Annotated in this window: 12 protein-coding genes; 3 read left to right on the top strand and 9 right to left on the bottom strand. The window is 65.3% G+C overall.

Going from position 1 to position 17,849, the window contains the following annotated elements; all coding sequences use genetic code 11:
* Positions 1-719: 719 nt before the first annotated feature.
* From QVG61_RS09595 to QVG61_RS09555, 9 genes are all read right to left on the bottom strand, one after another.
* Positions 720-3,647 carry a PD-(D/E)XK nuclease family protein gene (locus QVG61_RS09595; protein ID WP_289930413.1) on the bottom strand — a complete coding sequence of 976 codons (2,928 nt, stop codon included), beginning with the start codon at positions 3,645-3,647 and terminating at the stop codon, positions 720-722.
* A 9-nt stretch (positions 3,648-3,656) separates the two neighbouring features.
* Positions 3,657-3,980 (bottom strand): ferredoxin FdxA, encoded by a 324-nt coding sequence (fdxA, locus tag QVG61_RS09590; protein ID WP_289930412.1) that lies wholly within the window; start codon positions 3,978-3,980, stop codon positions 3,657-3,659.
* 155 nt (positions 3,981-4,135) lie between these two features.
* Complete coding sequence (locus QVG61_RS09585) at positions 4,136-5,188, bottom strand: PleD family two-component system response regulator (RefSeq protein ID WP_289930411.1); 1,053 nt, start codon at positions 5,186-5,188, stop codon at positions 4,136-4,138.
* 32 nt (positions 5,189-5,220) lie between these two features.
* On the bottom strand, positions 5,221-6,240 hold the full coding sequence (gene cheB, locus QVG61_RS09580; protein WP_354671219.1) for a chemotaxis-specific protein-glutamate methyltransferase CheB: 1,020 nt from the start codon (positions 6,238-6,240) through the stop codon (positions 5,221-5,223).
* 41 nt (positions 6,241-6,281) lie between these two features.
* Positions 6,282-8,975 carry a hybrid sensor histidine kinase/response regulator gene (locus tag QVG61_RS09575; RefSeq protein ID WP_289930409.1) on the bottom strand — a complete coding sequence of 898 codons (2,694 nt, stop codon included), beginning with the start codon at positions 8,973-8,975 and terminating at the stop codon, positions 6,282-6,284.
* A complete protein-coding gene (locus tag QVG61_RS09570; RefSeq protein ID WP_289930408.1) occupies positions 8,972-9,661 on the bottom strand; it encodes a chemotaxis protein CheW in 690 nt (229 codons plus the stop codon). The genes QVG61_RS09575 and QVG61_RS09570 overlap by 4 nt, the downstream gene beginning before the upstream one ends.
* Positions 9,658-10,914 (bottom strand): CheR family methyltransferase, encoded by a 1,257-nt coding sequence (locus tag QVG61_RS09565; RefSeq protein WP_289930407.1) that lies wholly within the window; start codon positions 10,912-10,914, stop codon positions 9,658-9,660. The genes QVG61_RS09570 and QVG61_RS09565 overlap by 4 nt, the downstream gene beginning before the upstream one ends.
* On the bottom strand, positions 10,914-11,369 hold the full coding sequence (locus QVG61_RS09560) for a chemotaxis protein CheW (RefSeq protein ID WP_289930406.1): 456 nt from the start codon (positions 11,367-11,369) through the stop codon (positions 10,914-10,916). Before QVG61_RS09560 ends, QVG61_RS09565 begins: the two co-directional genes overlap by 1 nt.
* A gap of 269 nt (positions 11,370-11,638) precedes the next feature.
* Positions 11,639-13,678: a methyl-accepting chemotaxis protein gene (locus QVG61_RS09555; protein WP_289930405.1), complete on the bottom strand. Its 2,040-nt coding sequence runs from the start codon at positions 13,676-13,678 to the stop codon at positions 11,639-11,641.
* Between the two features lie 462 nt (positions 13,679-14,140).
* Here QVG61_RS09555 and QVG61_RS09550 point away from each other — a divergent pair, with 462 nt between their 5' ends.
* From QVG61_RS09550 to QVG61_RS09540, 3 genes are all read left to right on the top strand, one after another.
* On the top strand, positions 14,141-15,244 hold the full coding sequence (locus tag QVG61_RS09550) for a hypothetical protein (RefSeq protein ID WP_289930404.1): 1,104 nt from the start codon (positions 14,141-14,143) through the stop codon (positions 15,242-15,244).
* Positions 15,245-15,284: 40 nt separating this feature from the next.
* Positions 15,285-15,686, top strand: coding sequence for a phosphate ABC transporter substrate-binding protein (locus QVG61_RS09545; RefSeq protein ID WP_289930403.1), 402 nt, complete (start codon positions 15,285-15,287; stop codon positions 15,684-15,686).
* 479 nt (positions 15,687-16,165) lie between these two features.
* Entirely contained in the window at positions 16,166-17,785 is a 1,620-nt protein-coding gene (locus QVG61_RS09540; RefSeq protein ID WP_289930402.1) for a methyl-accepting chemotaxis protein, read from the top strand.
* Positions 17,786-17,849 lie beyond the last annotated feature (64 nt).

Below are 17,849 nucleotides of genomic sequence, written 5' to 3'. Positions count from 1 at the left end.
TTCGGCCTGACAAAATCGCCGGGAGCGATTTTGAACAGCCGCAAGGCTGGCCCGAAGGGCGGAGGGCAGCGCCCGCCGGGGATCGCGGCCTGGAGGCCGCTCCTACCACATTGTGCCGCCATGCCCCGTAGGAGCGGCCTCCAGGCCGCGATTGGTGTAGGGCCAACCAGGCCCTAGCCCGTAGGCGCAGTCGCCAGGCCGCGATCGAGGATAGGCGTCATTCGCCGTGGCCCCATCAGGCGGAACCAAGGATGGCCACGGAATCCACAAAAAGATTGATGGCCACGGAACCCACGGAAAACACGGAAGCTTCCCTGGCTGGTGCGCTATGGCCGGTAGGGCGGATTCTCACCGCCACGGCGGCAATCGCGGCCTGGAGACCGCTCCTGCCACATTGTGCTGCCATGCCCCGTAGGAGCGGCCTCCAGGCCGCGATCGGGGGCGTGTTAACGAATCCTCACCTGGCTTTGCCACGCCTGTAAGAATTTTCTGAAATCCTTGTAGGTGGGCTGTCCCGGAACAAACCCGATGGTAGGGTAGGCCCAAGCTCGTAGGGGTGTGGCGAGGGCTGTCCCGGGAACGGGACGGTGTCTGCCGTTCCCTCTCGTGTCTTCAGGAAGCGGGCAGGGAAGGGTTCCAGGGACGGCGACCTCCGAGGGAACGGAATCGGGCAGGATTGCCCGCGAGGAAAAGGCGGCCTTCGGGCCGCCTTTCTTTTTTCAGTCGCCGACTTTTTCCTCTTCCTCGCACCAGACCTCGCGCCGGCACAGGCCGCCCATATCGCAGTGGCGGCAGGTCCCGGCGTCTCCCCAGGCCGGCAGCCTGGCCCCTGCGTCGATGGCGGTCGTGGTCTCGCGCAGGCGCCGGAGCACGGCCTCGCTCAGTTCGGCCAGCTTCTCGTCCGCTAGTTCGACCGGGGCACTGACCTTGTCGTTGTCCAGCCTGAGATAGAGCACGCGGGCCACCGGTTCGTCCCCGGCCAGCGCCGCGTACAGCGGCAACTGCACCGCCTCCCCGGCCTCCACCTCGGCCTGGGCGGGCAGGCCGCCGGTCTTGTAGTCGATGATGCACAGTCCGTCGTCCCCCCGGTCCAGCCGGTCCAGCCGGCCCTTGAGCGACAGCCCCTCGTCCAGCGGCTGCTCGCGCTGCTGCTCCACGGCCACCACCCGCCACTGCGCCTGCTGGGCGATCTGCCAGTCGATATAGGCCGGGATCAGCCGCTGCCAGCGTTTCAGCCAGCCGCGATGCTCGAAGTTGTCCTCCAGGTCGGCGGCGAATACCTGCCGGGCGATCCGCTCCAGCAGGCCGATGGCCAGATCGCGATGCGCCTTGTCCAGGGGGCCCCGGAAGGGCCCCGCAAGCCCCCGCACCTCGCCATGGAAGGCTTCCAGGCAACGGTGCACCCGCTCGCCGTAATCCGACTTCTGCAACGCCTCGCGCACCGGTTCGGGGGCGCGCAGGGTCAGGCAGTCAGCGGCAAACCAGCGGTAGGGGCAGTCGATCAGGCGCTGGTGGCTGCTCGGACTGACCCGGCGAGGGCGCAGGGCGGCGGGGATGGCCGGTGCCGGTCGGGCCGGCACCGGCGGCCGGGGCGCCGGCTGCGGGGCCGCCACGGCCGTGGCCGGATCCTCGACCAGGGCCGCCAGGGTTGGATCCTCGAGGCCCTGTCCCCAGGCCATGCGGTGCAGGGCCTCGAGCGCCTCCAGCCAGGGACTGGGCAGCACGGGTTCGCCAGCCTCCTCGCGGCGGTGGCTGAGCAGCAGGCGCGGTGCCGACGAGAGCAGGCAGCGAAAGCGGTAGAGGCACAGCGTCTGCTGCCGCTGCCAGCCGGGCAGGCCCAGCTCGGCGCGCACCGCCTCGTTGAAGAAGGGGCTGGGTGGCGGGGTGCCCGGCAGCCGGTCGCGGTCGCAGCCGCCGATCACCAGGGCGGCGAAACGCTGGGTCTGGGCCTGTTCCAGGTTGAGCAGCCGGACCGGCCCGGCATCGGCCGGCGGCTGGAAGTGTCCCTGTTCCAGGCTGCGTCCCAGCCAGGTGCGGAAGCCGTCCCAGTCCAGATCCAGGGGCTGCTCGCGGGCTGCGCTGTGCAGCTCCTCCCAGAGCTGGACGATGCGCTGGCCGGCGGGATCTGCCTCCAGTGCCGGCCAGACCTGGAGCTGTTCGAGGCCCTCGCGCAGGGCAAGCAGGAAGTCCGCCGCCGGGTGTTCGCCCAGGCGCAGCTGTTGCAGCCCCGTGGCCGCGCCCTCCAGCCGGCGGAGCAGATCGAGGATCGCCTGGTAGTGGCCCTCGCCGCCGCCCGGCGCGAGGCGCCGCCGGCGATACTCCAGGTGATGTCGGTAGCGGTCGAGGCCCCGGGCGACGTTCTCGTGGAGGATGATGTCCTGTTCCAGACGGTAGACGGTCGCCAGGTGCTCATCCCGGTCCTCCGCGGCGAAGCTGAAGGGCGACTTGAGCAGGTCGAGCAGTGGCTGGTGGGCGAAGTCCTCCTCGATGCATTCCAGCCAGCGCTCCAGGGTGGTGGCGGCACTGGTGGTGGACAGCGCCCAGCCGCCGCTGTCCTGCAGCGTGATGCCGGCCCGTTCCAGCAGTGCCCGCACCCGTCGGGCCAGCCGGCGATCCTCGGTGACGACACCGACCGGCGCCAGGTCCTCCAGCAGCCAGCGCCGCACCTGCAGCTCGATGGCGCGTGCCTCCTGCTCGGCCGAGTCGGCCGCGAAGACGTGCAGGCGCCCGGTGGCCGGGCTCTGGGGCCATTGCTGGCGCAGGATCGCGGCGCGGTGGGCGAGGGTCTCGCCGGGGCGGGGGTGGAGGGCATCGAGGAAGGCCGCGTAGGGGGCATCCGTCGGCTCCGCCACGCGCCAGCTCGCGTCCCGGGCGGCGAGATCGGCCAGGGCGGCGCCGGGTCCCTGGCTGTACTCCGGGTTGCCGTGCAGCAGCCAGCGGGCCTGGCCCGCTTCCAGCCAGGGGCCCAGCCAGTTCCATTCGGCCGCGCTGAGGTCGTGCAGGCCGATCAGGTAGACCGGGCCCGGCGGGCCCTGGCGGCCGAGTTCCTCCAGGGCCTGCCGGTAGAGGCCGGCCGGGTCTGTCACCCCCTCGGCCTGGAGCTGCTGGTTCCACGCCTGCCACAGGCGATGGACGATCTCGGCCTCGTGTTGCAGCGCTGGTGGCAGTGCCTCGCTGTCCTCCACGCCATAGCCGCTGGCCAGGCGGGCGGCCAGCTCTGCCGGGTCGTCGGGCAGCAGTCCGCCATGCAGGCTGAGTTCCTGCAGCAGCCGCCAGAGGGGGGTGGTGATGTGCCAGGGATCCTCTTCGCCGAACAGCCCGGCGTGACCGCGCAGCGCCTCGACCAGCGCCAGTTCGCAGGCGGCCTTGCCGAGGGCGCGAGGTCCATCCGGGGCTGCGGCGAGCACCCAGTCGCGCAGGCACTCGATACGCGGGCCGAGCAGGGCCGCGTGCCCGGCCTGGCGTGCGGCGGCCAGCAGTTCACGTCGCAGGGGGGCGGCGGCGAGTCCGGTCGGCAGCAGCAGGCTGACCGCACTCAGATCCGGCAGCCGCTCGGCCTGGTCGGCGACCACCTGGAGCGCGGCGGTGGCCAGCAGATCCTGCTCATAGGGAAGGATCTGGATGGCACCGGCGGACCGCGGGTTCACGGGCAGGGATCAGCGCTCCAGGTATTTGAGCTTGTCCTCGACGCCGTTCCAGTCGTCGGCATCCGGCAGCGGATCCTTCTTCTCGGTGATCACCGGCCACTGCTGGGCCAGTTCGGCATTCAGTTCGAGGTACTGCTGCTGATCCGCCGGCAAATCGTCCTCGGGGAAGATGGCCTCCGCCGGGCACTCGGGCTCGCAGAGGGTACAGTCGATGCATTCCTCCGGGTCGATGACCAGGAAGTTCGGCCCCTCGTGGAAGCAGTCCACGGGACAGACCTCGACACAATCGGTGTATTTACACTTGATGCAGTTATCGCCAACGACAAAGGTCATGAGCTGCGTGCCCCCTGCTTGAGTTGTCCAGTAGCGGATGCCGCCGCGCTCCGGTCCCGGGTGCCGGGGCGGGTTGGATGGCCCACCGGGGTGGCGGATTGCTGTGCGGCCAGGGCAATGATAGGGCCTGGGCGGGCGTTTGGCGAGGCGTTGGTTCAGGCCTGGCCGACGCTGGCCGGGCGCGGCCCCGCCAGCGGGGCCGCCAGTTCGATGCGGTTGCGGCCCTTGTCCTTGGCCTGGTAGAGCGCCTGGTCGGCGCGGGTCAGCAGGGCGGCCGGGGAACCCTGTTCGCTGGGCTCGGCGCTGGCGACCCCGATGCTCAGGGTCAGGTGTCGGCCGATGTCCGAGGCCGGGTGCTCGATCTGCAGATCGGTGATCGCCTGGCGGATGTTCTCCGCCACCTGGTGGGCGCCCTTCAGGGACGTGTCCGGCATGATCACCGCGAATTCCTCGCCACCGTAGCGGGCGATCAGGTCGCCGTTGCGGCACACGACCTCGTCCAGGGCGCGGGCCACCGAGCGCAGGCAGTCGTCACCACACTGGTGGCCGAGGTGGTCGTTGTAGTGCTTGAAATAGTCGATGTCGAGCATGATCAGCGACAACTGGGAACGGTTGCGCCTGGCCCGCCGCCATTCCTGTTCCAGCGTCTTGTCGAACTGTCGGCGGTTGGCGATGCCGGTGAGGCCGTCCAGGGAGGACAGCCGCTGCAGTTCCCGGTTGCTCTCCTCGAGGCGGGCATTGCTGTGTTCCAGCTGGCGCTGGATATCGCGCAGCTTCTGATAGGCCTCGTCGCGCTCGCGGTGGGCCAGGTAGCTGCGCGAGTGGGCCTGGATGCGTGCCACCAGCTCGATCTTGTCCGGCAGTTTGACCAGGTAGTCGTTGGCACCGTTGCGGAAGGCCTCGCTCTTGGTGTTCGGATCCTCCTTGCTGGAGAGGACGATCACCGGGATGTCGCGGGTGTCCGGATTGGAACGGTAGAAACGGACCAGCATCAGGCCGTCGATGCCGGGCATCACCAGATCCTGGAGGATGGTGGTGGCACCGACCTCGGTCGCCATCTGCAGGGCCTCGCGCGGATCCTGGCAGTAATGGAAATCGATGTCCGCTTCGTCCTCCAGCATGCGGCGGATGCCCTCGGCGACCATGGCCTGGTCGTCGACCAGGAGCACCACCAGCCGGGAGGCAGATTCTGTCGATTCTGGTTCCATAACCGTCACTATCGGTCGATTTCCGGATTAGTTTATTGTTTTTTGAACCCTTTGCCCCGGATCAGGCGCACAAGTTCGGTGCCGATATCCTCCAGGGGGAGGATGGCGCCGGCGGCATCGAGTTCCGCGGCGGCCTTGGGCATGCCGTAGATGGCGCTGCTGGCTTCGTCCTGGGCGATGGTCGCATGCCCGGCCTCGCGCAGCGCCAGCAGGCCGCGGGCGCCGTCACGGCCCATGCCGGTCAGCAGCACGCCGATGCAGCGCCGCCGCCGGCGCCGGGCCAGGCTGCTGAACAGGGCGTCCACCGAAGGGTGGTAGGGGCAGTCGACGGGTTCCCGGTCGTAGGCCAGGCGGCCGTCGGCGTTCAGCACCAGGTGGTGCGGCCCGTTGCCCACCAGCAGGGTGCCGACTCGGGGGCGGTCTCCGGCCCGGGCCAGCCGTACTTCCAGCGGCAGCTCGGTATCCAGCCAGCGGGCGAAGGCGGGGGCGAAGGCGGGATCCAGGTGCTGGACCAGCACGTAGGCGGCCTCCAGATCAGCCGGCAACCCGGCCAGCAGGGCGCTGGCCGCCGCCGGGCCGCCACTGGAGGCGCCGATGGCCACCAGCCAGTCGGTTTCCGCGTCGAGCGGGGTCTCCCTGGCCTGCTGCCGGGCACCGCGGCAGGGGCGGGGGTCGATGAGGCGTGCCACCAAGTCGATCTTGTCCAGCAGCTGGCTGCCGGCATCGGGACCGGCCACCGGGGTGTTGACCGCATCCAGGGCACCGGCGCCCATGGCCTCGAAGACCCGCGCGGCGTTGTCGTCGATGCTGGTGGTGACCACGATGATGGCGCAGGGGGCCTCGGCCATGATGCGCCGGGTCGCCTCCACCCCGTCCATGTTCGGCATGAGCAGATCCATGAGCAGGATGTCCGGGCGGTCACGGCGGCAGCGTTGCAGGGCCTCGGCGCCGTCCTTCGCCAGCCAGGCAAGTTCGTGGCGGCCGTCGGCCTCGATGGTGCGGCACAGCAGCTCGCTGGCCATCACCGAGTCGTTGACCACGGCCACCTTCAGGCGCCGCTTGTGGAAGTGTTCAGGACTGCGGGTCGGTCTGTTCATGCCTCGCCTATCAGATCGGCGACCGCTTCGAGCAGCGTTTCGTCATGAAAGCTGCCCTTGGTCAGGTAATAGTCGGCGCCGACCTCCAGTCCGCGCTGTCGGTCCTCCTCGCGATCCTTGTAGGAGACAATCATTACTGGAAGGGATTTCAGATTCGGGTCGTTCTTGATATGACTGACCAGTTCGAAGCCGTTCATGCGCGGCATGTCGATGTCGGAGATCACCAGTTGATAGTCGCCGCTGCGCACTGCGTTCCAGCCGTCCATGCCGTCCACGGCGACGTCGACCCAGTAGCCGCGGTTGGCCAGCATGTTGCGTTCCACCTCGCGTACCGTGATCGAGTCGTCGACCACCAGGATGCGTTTGCCGTCGGTCCTGTGCTGTCCCTTGCCGGCCGCCTGCAGGCTGCTCAGCCGGCCGCCGGCGATCTGCACCTCGGCCGAGCGCAGCAGGTCGTCGACATCGATGATCAGGCAGGGATCGCCGTTCTCCAGCAGGGCGGCGGCGCTGATGTCCTGCAGTTTGCCGAGCCGCGGATCGAGCGGTCGCACCACCAGGCTGGCCTCGCCACGGAAGGCGTCGACCACGAAGCCGTAGCGTTTGCGGTGCTCGCCCAGGACCACGACACAGAGGGTGTCCTCCTCGCGTTCCGCCGCCGGCAGCTCCAGGACCTGGCCGGCCTCGATCAGGCCGATGTGCTGGTCGCCGAGGAGAAAGCCGGGATAGCCCTCGATGTGTTCCACCTTGTCCGCCGCCAGCTTCAGGGTGTGATGGATCTGGGCGAGCGGGATGGCATAGGGTTCACCGCCGATCTCCACCAGCAGGGTGCGCATCACCGACAGGGTCAGAGGCAGTTGCAGATGGAAGCGCATGCCCTGGCCGGGCTGGCTGTGGGCATGGACCACGCCGCGCATCTCCTGCACCACGCTGTGCACCACGTCCAGTCCGACGCCGCGGCCGGAGAGGTCGGTCACGGTGTTGCGGGTGGTGAAGCCCGGCAGGAAGATGAACTCCATCAGCTCGGCCTCGGACAGGGCGTCCGCCAGGCCGGCCTCGAGCAGCCCCCGCTCCACCACCTTGCGGCGCAGCGCCTCGAGGTCCATGCCCCGACCGTCGTCCTCCACCAGGATGGAGAGCATGCCGGCGCTGTGCATGGCCTGCAGCCGCAGCCGGGCCCGCGGCGGCTTGCCGGCAGCCTCGCGTTCCTCAGGGGTCTCGATGCCGTGATCCAGGGCGTTGCGCAGCAGATGGGTGAGCGGGGCCTCCAGGCGTTCGAGGATATCGCGATCGACCCGGGTGGCCAGGCCCTGGATCTCGAACTCGACCTGTTTGCCGAGTTCGCGCGCCAGGTCACGTACCATGCGGCGGAAGCCGTGCACCCCGTCGGCAAAGGGCCGCATGCGGCTGGCGATGACCTCCCGGTTGAGGCGTTCGGCCAGGTTGTGGCTGCGGCGCTCGAAGTCCTCCAGCTCGCCGAGCCGCTCGCTGAGCAGCTGGCGTCCCTGATCGGCCTTGCGCTGGGCGTCCTGCAGGGTGCTGTACAGATAATCGTTGCCGGTGCCGGCTTCGTCGAGCTGTTCGCGCAGGCGGTCGAGCAGGCCGACCAGTTCGCTCTGCCGGTACTTGAGTTGCAGCAGGGCATCGGCATGGGGGCGCAGCCAGCGGCTCTCGACCTGGACCTCGCCGGCCAGCCCCATCAGCCGGTTGAGGTTCTCGGCGGAGATGCGCACCGCGTTGTCGGCATTGTCCGCTTCGGTTGGGGGTGCTCCGGGAGCCGGATCCGCCGTCGCTGAGGGGGCGGCAGGCGGTGGGGTGTCCGCCTGGCTGACTTGGGTGGCGGCCATCTCCTCTCGTTGCCCGCCGAGTCGGCGGCACAGGGCCTCGATCGCCCCGCCGCCGGTTATGGCAGCCGTATCCGTGGCCGGGTCCAGTCCGGCCAGCAGCGAATGGGCGGCCAGCAGGGCTTCGAGCCCGTCCTCGTCCCGGCTGTCCGCCTGGCGGGCCTGCTGCAGACGCTGCTGCATGGCGGTGGTGAGCCGTTCCACACCTTCGAGGCCGACCAGCCCGGCCGCGCTCTGCAGCGCGTTGCAGGCCTCGAGCAGCGAATCCAGCCGCCTGGTGTCACCGTCTTCGGCCAAGGCCGGCAGGCCCTCGGCGAGCGTCGCCAGGTGCCGTGACGCCTCCGACTGATAGAGGGCCAGGGGGATTGGATCGATGGCGGCCGGGACGGCCGGGGCCTCTGCCGCGGCATTCGTTTCCCCGGCCGCTGTCGTTTCGGTGGTGGCACTGTCGAGCTGGCCCAGGTCATGGATGCACTGTTCGATCTGCTGGTCCTGCCGTTCGATCCAGGCCGGGTCCTCGGCATGGCTGGCGATCGCCTGCAGCAGGTCGAGAGCCTGCAGCAGACGGTCGATCTGGGCGGGGCCGAGCTGCAGGCTGCCCTGCTGGGCGGCGACGAAGGTGTCCTCCATGGCATGGGCCACCCGGCTGGCGGTATCGACGCCGACCATGCGCGCGGCGCCCTTGAGCGAGTGCGCGGCGCGCATCAGGCCTTCGAGGCAGCCGCTGTCGGTCGGGGTCTGTTCCAGTTGCAGCAGGCCGTCGCTGAGCAGGCGGGCCTGGGCCTCGACCTCCTGGCGGAACAGGGCCAGCATCGACAGATCGGCGTGCGGTCGCTGCGTGTCGTTCATCCCAGTTCCCGTCCCAGGTGGTCGAACAGGCGGTCGGCATCGAGCAGGGCCACCTGGGCTTCGCGCCAGTGGAGGATGCCGCGGCTGAAGCGGCTGCGGGTTGCGTCCAGCGTCGCCGGCAGTTCGTGCAGCTCGGTGTCCGCGTAGTGGTGGATGCCGCTGACCTCGGTGACCGGAAACACGTAACGCTGCTCCTCGCGGCCGATGAAGAGCATGCGTTCGGCGATGGCCATGCTGCCGTAGGCGGCCGGTTCCTGGCCCTTGTTCAGGCCGAGCAGGCGTCCCAGGGAGAGGCATAGCTGCAGTTCGCCACGCAGATTGACCAGCCCCTTGAGCAGCGGGTTGCGGTTGTGCGGCAGGCGGCGGACGGTGCTGCTGCGCGTGATCTCGCGGATCACCGGGCCGGGCAGCGCCAGCCAGTCGTCTCCCAGGCGGAAGATCAGGGCGCTGTCTCGGCCGCGCTCCTTGTGGGGGCGTGGCCGGGCGTAGTTGAGCGTCCATTCCTCGCGATCCTGCGGGTCAATGGCGTGCTGCAGCAGTTCGCGCCCGGCGCGGGCGTAGACCTCGCAGTTTCGGCAGTGGATGACGTGCTCGAGCTGCGGACAGGCGGTCTCCCCGCGACGCCAGACGCCGATCCGGTTCCAGCAGTCGTCGATGGCGGGTCGTGCAGGGTCCGGCCTGCTCATGAGCTGGGCTCCGGATGGCGTTCAAGGCAGCGTGCCAGCCGCTGACGCAGCCGCCCGGCCTCGGCTGCCTTGCCCTGGCGTTCGCAGAGCAGGGCGAGCTGGGAGATCGCCGGGCAGTAGTCGGGGTCCAGGTAGAGGGCCTTGCGCAGCAGGGCATCGGCGGCCTCGATGTGGTTGGAGGCATGACGGATCAGGCCGAGCAGATAGAAGGCCCGGGCAACGGGCCCCTCGGTTTGCAACAGGGCCTCGCAGGCCGCCGCCGCGTCTTCCAGCGCCCCCTGGTCGGCCATCCCCTCGATTTCGGCCAACCGCTGCTCGAGGCTGGGGGCGGTTTCGGCCGGAGGCTCGGGCTGGCTGAGCGCGGCGGCCGTCGCCAGGGCGGGTGCGGCTGGCCGAGGCCGGCGGAGCCGGGATGACGGTGTCCAGTCGAGCGGGCGCGCCACGGGCTGCGGCTCGCGCGGCGAGGGCCTGTCGGCGAGCCGGCGAAAGCCGAAACAGCGTGGCTGAGGCAGTGGCTGGAAGGGCCGACCCTGCAGTGCGTTGGCCTCGGCATGGCCCAGGAACAGCAGCCCGTCGTCGTGCAGCAGGGAGTCGAGTACGTCCAGGGCCCGCTCGCGGGTCGGGCGGTCGAAATAGATGAGCAGGTTGCGGCAGAAGATGACGTCATACGGATCGCGGCCCGTGCCGAGGTCCGTTTCCAGCAGGTTGGCGCATTCGAAATGCACCGTCCGCCGCACCCTCGGGTCAAGCTCGTAGATGCCGCCGATGGCATTGAAATAGCGCTCACGGAAGCCCAGCTGGTCACCGCGGAAGGCGTTGGGTCGGTAACGCGCGGTGCGCGCCGCGGCCAGGTTGCGCTGGCTGATGTCGATGCCGTCGATGTGGAAGTCCCCATCCTCCAGCCCGGCATCGAGCAGGGTCATGGCCAGGGTATAGGCCTCCTCGCCGGTGGAACAGGGCAGGCTGAGCAGGCGCAGGGGACGCCGCTGCAGTTCGTTTTCCAGAGACTGGGCCAGGGCCTGGAAGGGGTGCAGGTCGCGGAAGAACCAGGTCTCCGGCACCACCACCTCCTCGATCAGCTGTTGCAGCTCCTCTGCATCCTGTTGCAGCTGCAGCAGATAGGCCTCGGTCGTATCCAGTCGCTGGCGGGTCATGCGCTGCAGCACGGCGTGCTCGACCACGCCGAGACCGACGGTACTGGCATCCAGACCCATGCGTTGCTGCAGCAACTGTGCGATCTGTTCCAGTGACATCAGTCAGCGTCCGCGAACAGGGCCTGCTGCTCGGCAGGCGAGAGCAGTCGGTCGAGTTCGATGCGCTGGATCAGGCCGCCGCCATGCTGGGCGACGGGGCCCAGCCAGGGGGCATTGCGGGCCTTCACGCCGCTCGCCTGGAAGGCCGAATCGTCCAGCGCCAGCGTCTCTTCCACCTGTTCCGCCAGCAGTCCCACGCGTTGCCGGCCGCCGTCGGCCAGCGGCAGGTCGACGAGGATGATGCGGGTGGTGAGCAGCGGCCGGCTGCTGCGTTCCACGGCCAGCCAGACCAGGTCGAGCACCGGCAGGGCGGTGCCGCGGTAGTCGAGCAGGCCGGCCAGCAGCGGATCGGCCTGGGGCAGCCGGCGGAGGCGCACGAAGGGCAGGATCTCGACGATCGGCCGTACCGTCAGCAGGTAGCGTTCTTCACCGAGTTGCAGGGCTAGGTACAGCATGGGGCCGGCTCCTCTCCCTCCTAGCCCGCATATTGCACGAAGGATTCGAGTTTCAGGGCGAATCTGGCCAAGCAGTCTGTTCGATCGTCCGCCGAAGCATAGCCGTAGCTATGGTTCAAGGGGGATCGGGCAGAATGCGACGCCAGATTTGGTCTGAACTCGGATAGGCACAAACTGTAACTGGGCACAATTGTTCGCATAGGGAATCACTGCCTTGATAAATACCGGAAAAATTACGCTTTCAAGGCCGCCTTCGTGCAATATGCGGGCTAGGCGCTGACCTTGAAGTGGGAAACCCCCTCCTGCAGCTGCTGGGCGGCCTCGTTGAGCTGCTGGATGGCGCCGTTGGACTGACGCAGCGATTCCGCCGTCTGTTGGGCGGATTCCGCCAGCTGCACGATGGCCTCGGAGATCTGGTGAGCCCCCTGGGCCTGGGACTGCATGCCTTCGTGCACCTCCTCGAAGTGGGGGATCAGGTTCTCCACCTGGCCGATGATCTGGGTCAGCTGGGTGCCGACCTGACGCACCTCTTCCACGCCTTCGCGCACCTCGGTGGAAAACTTCTCCATGCCCATGACCCCGGCGGAGACGGCGCTCTGCATCTCCTTGACCATCTGTTCGATGTCCCAGGTGGCCACTGCCGTCTGGTCGGCGAGGCGGCGGATCTCGGTGGCCACCACGGCGAAGCCGGCACCGTATTCGCCGGCCTTTTCGGCCTCGATGGCCGCATTCAGCGACAGCAGGTTGGTCTGGTCGGCAACCTTGTTGATGGTGGTCACCACGCTGTTGATGTTGGCCGCCTTCTCGCTCAGCACCGCCAGCTTGGCGTTGATGTTGCCGGTGGCCTCCATCATATGGCGCATGGTCTCCTCCATGCGGCCCAGCGAGCTGCGTCCCTGGTTGGCTTGGGCCGAGGTCTGCAGCGCCACGTCGGTGACCGCGTTCATGGTGTTGACCAGCTCCTTGGCGGTAGCGGAGATGCGGGTGACGGTGTTGCGTATCTCGTTGGTGGTGGCGGCCTGCTCGCTGACCGTGGCCTCCTGCTGGCGGGCGGTGGCGGCGATCTCGGTGGCCGAGGAGGTGACCTGGATGCCCGACTGCTGGATGCGCGACACCAGGTTGTTGAGGCTGTCGAGCATGGCCTGGATACCGCTGGCCAGCTCGGAGACCACATCGTTGTCGCGATAGATCATCAACTGCCCGGTGAGGTCGCCCTTGGCGGCCAGTTCCACCACCTCCTCGATAAGCTCCACCTTGCCGGTCAGGTCCTCGGCATGCTGGCGCTCGCTCTCGATCAGATCCTCGACCCGCTGGGCCATCTTGTTGAAGGCCTTGGCGAGGGTGGCCACCTCGTCGTCACCCTCTTCCCGGATCCGTACCGAGGTCTCGCCCTTGCCGAGCCGGCTGGCCCCTTCGGCCAGCTCGTTCAGTGGCGACAGGGCGCGGCGCAGATACCAGACCATGCCGTACAGGGCCAGCCCCAGGATGGCGAAGATCAGCAAGGGGGCGCCGAGCTCGAGACGGCGCTGGACGGCGAGGCTCTCGGTCATGTCTGCCGCGCTGACCAGGCGGGCGATGTCCTGGCCGTTGGCGTCGGTCAACGGCACGCTGGTGAGGGTGTAGGCGCGATCGCCGATATGGCGGTTGATCAGTTGTTCCTTGGCGCTGTCGTCCAGGGCTGGCAACAACCGTTCGACCAGACTGCTGTCGGTGGCATGGAGCAGGCGACCGTCGTTGGTGAGCAGCAAGGCGACCGAGTTGTCGGCCCTGGCGAATTCGTCGAGTGCCGAGCGCAGATCGGTCTCGAGGACCGCGGCACCGATCAGCCGTTCCTTGAGGAACAGCGGCAGGGCGACGGCGGCCACCACGGAACCATCGCTGCGTCTCTCGATGCCGCGAATTGATTTTTGCTGCTGCAGGGCGCGGGCCAGCAGCTTGCCGGACGGCATCTTCCCGTCGCTGGCATAGAGGGTCTGGCCCTCCGTATCGATGAGAGCCAGGCGGGTGAGGATGCCACTGCCAAGCAGCTCGAAGACCCCGCCCGTGGTGGCGGCCAGCATCTCCTGGTCGCCATCCTTTAGCGATTCAAGGATGGCCATGTCACGGGTCAGGTTGGGGGTCGCCATGGCCAGTTGTTCGAGGTGATTGGAGACGATCTTGTCCCAGAGGACACGCTTGCCGTGCAGGGTGATCTCGCTGAAGCGTTTTTCGGCCGCCTGCTGGATCAGCCAACCGGTGACGAATACGGAACTGGCGGCCAGCAGGGTAGTGACCAGGGTGAGGAGGATGAATCGGGTGCGCAGCTTCATGGATGTGGGCCGTCCCATTACGTTCTTAAAGGTTATGGGGCCTGGATAGCAAGAAGGGTGCCATCTGTCATGTTTGTATGCGGCTGTCTTAGGGGGTTGGGATTCTAACTTTATGTAAATAAAGCAATAAAAAATAGAATGTTGTGAGGCTGTGCGGACATGTGGAGGAGTGGCCGGGAAGTTTCGTGTCGGGTTGTTGGCGGGCACGGAGGCGCAGGCTGTGTATTGCTCGTCACCATGTGCAGCGATTCTTTGTTTCTTCAGGCGGCATGAAGAGCGAGGTGAAAGGTTCGAGTCGTCGTGAACATGTTTGGATGGCGTGACTTTTGCAATGGCATGACTCAGGGCCATTTTTTTGGCAGGGATGACTGTAGGTCGAGGGGAAGGGCGTGAAGTGACGTTTGCCACGACGCTGGACCAGCAGGAGAACCTGGAGTGAGTGGAGAATGCAAGGAGAACGTCATGGATAAAAAGCGGTTCAAACTGGCCTTGCTTGCTGGCATTCCGGCGCTGGCGGTGATGCAGGGTGCTAATGCCGAGGTGCGCTGGAGTGGATTTGTCAACGCCGTGGGATCAGTCACTGACTCGGAAGCGGTATACCTGGCTGACGAGGGTTCTATTGATGAGCGAGGCAGTTTCGAGGAAACAACCTTCGGCCTGAGTGTGTCGGCAGATGTTGCATCCAATCTGAGTGTTGCTGGCCAGTTGGCCATCGAGCCCGGTGGCGAGAATATTGTGCTGGACTGGGGTTTTGCAAGCTTCCGTTTGAGCGATGCTGTTTCGATAAAGGCTGGACGTAATAAATACGCTGGCAGTCTGGTCTCTGAATATCATGACGTTGGTTATTCGTATCCTTGGATCAGGCCGCCTGAAGTGGTGTATTCGGATGACATGGCAGCGCCAAACATGGGGTTGGTGTCATACGATGGTGCTGCGGCGGTGTTCGAGGGTTATGGCGACGAATCAGAATACAGCGTCCAGATATATGCCGGTGGTCGCAGCACTGACGCCATGGATTTTGACAAGATGTATGGCTTCGTGGGCAAGTTGTCCAACGACTATGCGAGTATTCAGGCGGGTATGAACTGGTCGACTATGTCCACAGATACGACGAATGCAATGATGGCGGTGTTCGATGACAAGCCGATGGTCGTCGCATCGGTGGGTGGAACATTGGACTGGAACGATATCGTCGGCTACGCAGAGTATGCGCGCTCCCAGAGTGATTACCTTGATGCCTCGTCTAATACCCGCACGGTCGATATCGATGCCTGGTACGCAACGCTGGGACACCGTTTTGGCAAAGTAATGCCGCATGTCACCTATCAGTCTTTGAAACACAGTAATGGTGGTCTGGAACAAACATCGGTGATGGTAGGTCTCCGCTATGAAGTTGCCAGCGCAGCGGCCCTGAAACTGGAATGGCAGAGGATAAAACCGGAGGTGGCCGCCTCGGCATCAAATCTCCCCATGATGCTCAAGAGTCAGTATGGCCTTTTCGAACGAGGCGATACCCCGAAAGATGAGGTCGATATGTTTAGCATCGCTTTGAATTTGGTGTTCTAGGGGGTTGGATATGAAGTCTAGTAAAAGTTGTCTCTGGCTCATGGCCACTCTGCTGGGGTTGGCCACCAGTGTTGCCCAGGCCGAGCTGGCCGTTATCACCAATCCAGACAACCCGGAGGCGGGGCTCACCAAGAAGCAGGTCAAACTGATCTATCTTGGCAAGAAGAAAACCTTTCCCGGAGGTATGGCAGTCAAGCCGGTCGACCAGAAGGAAGAGAGTCCGGTGCATGCCGAGTTCTATGACAAGGTGGTAGGTAAACGGGGTGCCAAACTCAAGTCGTACTGGTCGAAGATGGTCTTTAGCGGCAAGGCCAGTCCTCCACAGGTGATCGGTAATGATGCCGAGGTCAAGGCGTGGGTTTCGCGACACAAGGATGCCTTGGGCTACATTGATGCCAGTCAGGCGGACGGCTCGGTGAAAGTGCTGCTGACGATTCCCTAGCCCGGATATTGCACCAAGGATTCGATGCTCAGGGCGAGGCTGGCAAGGCAGCTTGGACCAGGCGCGCTACAAGGCTGGTTCGGATGACCGTCGGCCAGCTGCGTGTGGGCAGTTTTCCGTGTGCCGTTTCATGTTTGACCGGGTGGAGTGGTCCGCCGGTCGCATCGAGGGGGCTGCACGCGCTTGGTTCAGGTTGTTATACAAAGCCTGAGTGGTCCCACCGGCTGACTCGACAGGCGCTGGATGCGTCTGGGCGATGTCCCGCGGCCGGACGCAAGAATGGCCTGGTGACTGTGGGCCTCGCTGGCAATCGGCCGGCCTGCCATGCGCGGGAAAATCGTATCCCCAGGCACTATGCGGGCTAAAGTCCATGTTTGCTGTGTCGCTATTAATCGCCAGGGGCGAAATAAGCTGGCGCATGCGGAATGCGCAAGGGCTGAATAAGTGAATGGGTCCTGTTAGACAACGGAGAACCAACAATGGGGTGGCTGAGTTCGCTTTCAGTACGTTTCAAGATTTTGCTGGTGGTGGTATTGGCCATTGTTGGCTTCACGGGCAATCTCGTCTTCAATTACAGCGTTACCCAGGGCAATGCAGAGCGATTACACAACGTTCGCGATGTCTATTTCCCGACATTGGAACGTATCGATGCCAATCGTGTACGGCTTGACAGTATCAAGGTGACGCTGAATTCAGCGGTGGACAGTGGTGAGCTGGAGATGATTGCCGATGCGGATGAATTGGCAAAAGGAATGCGCGATGCCTTTAAGGAAATAGCACGATTTGATCCAGGTATTGCAGCCAGTACCGAGCAGTTGGCGTCATTGTTCGACGAATACTACGCCACGGCACGCAAGCTCACCGTGGGCATGGTTGAGGGCTCCATTGATATGGCCCGCATCAAGCCGATGGCGGACCGCATGGGCAAGGCCTTGGCTGAGTTCAGCAACCAGTTGGCTTCGTTTCGAACCGCGGGTTATGAACGTTTTACCGGTGCTATCGAAGCAGCCAATGAAGCCTCCGACAATGCACTGCAGGTTGGGTTGATTATCAGTCTGTTGGTGGCGGCGCTTGTCGGAGTGATTGGCTATTTGGTTAGCGCAGTTGTCAGCCGGCGTATTCTTGATGTTGCGCATTCCCTGCAGGAGATCGCGAGTGGTGAAGGGGATCTTACCCGACGTTTGAAGGTGAGCGGCGATGACGAGATCGGCCAACTGGTAGGTGGTTTCAATACTTTCGTCGCCAAACTGCAGAGTATCATTGCTGAGGTCGCTGCAGCGGTCGCACAGCTGGCATCCGCAAGCGAGGAAATGTCAACCATCTCTGCCGAGAGCCGCAAAAGCGTTGACCTGGAACTGAGCGAGACCGAACAGGTTGCGACGGCGATGAATCAGATGACGGCCACGGTGCACGAGGTGTCGCGTAATGCTGCAGCTGCTGCCGAAGGCGCCTACAAGGCGACTAGCGAGGCTGAAAGTGGCCGGCAAGTTGTTGATCAGACTATTTCCTCCATCAATGGGTTGGCTGCCGAGGTGGAGCGTGCAGCAGAAGTCATTCACAAACTGGAGAATGATAGCGAAAACATAGGGTTGGTCCTTGAGGTTATCCGGGGGATTTCCGAACAGACCAACCTGTTGGCCTTGAATGCAGCCATCGAGGCGGCTCGTGCCGGTGAGCAGGGTCGCGGTTTCGCCGTGGTGGCTGACGAAGTCCGCACCTTGGCAGGGCGAACCCAACAGTCGACCCGGGAGATCCAGGAAATGATCGAGCGGCTCCAGATCGGTGCTGCACAGGCTGTCGAAGTCATGGATCAGGGGCGGCAGCAGGCGCAGGCCAGCGTGGAGCAGGCGGGCAAGGCCGGCGAATCCCTCACTGCCATTACCGAGGCGGTGGAATCCATAAACCAGATGAATGCCCAGATTGCTACCGCGGCTGAGGAACAGAGTGCCGTGGCAGAGGAGATCAACGGTAATATTACGCGCATCAACGAAGTTGCCAGCCAAGCTGCTGTTGGTGCGCAGCAGACAGCCTCGTCCAGTAATGAAATGGCTCACCTGGCGGCGCAGCTTCAGAGCCTGGTCGGGCAATTCAAGGTGTAGTTCAGCTGTTGCACATTGACCTGTCCTGAGAATCGAAGCCTTGGCGCCACATTCGGGCCAGGGG

The sequence above is a fragment of the Thiohalobacter sp. IOR34 genome (assembly GCF_030406045.1).
Lineage (GTDB): Bacteria > Pseudomonadota > Gammaproteobacteria > Thiohalobacterales > Thiohalobacteraceae.
Note: the sequence above shows the minus strand (reverse complement) of the source record. Positions and strands in the feature narration are given on the sequence as shown.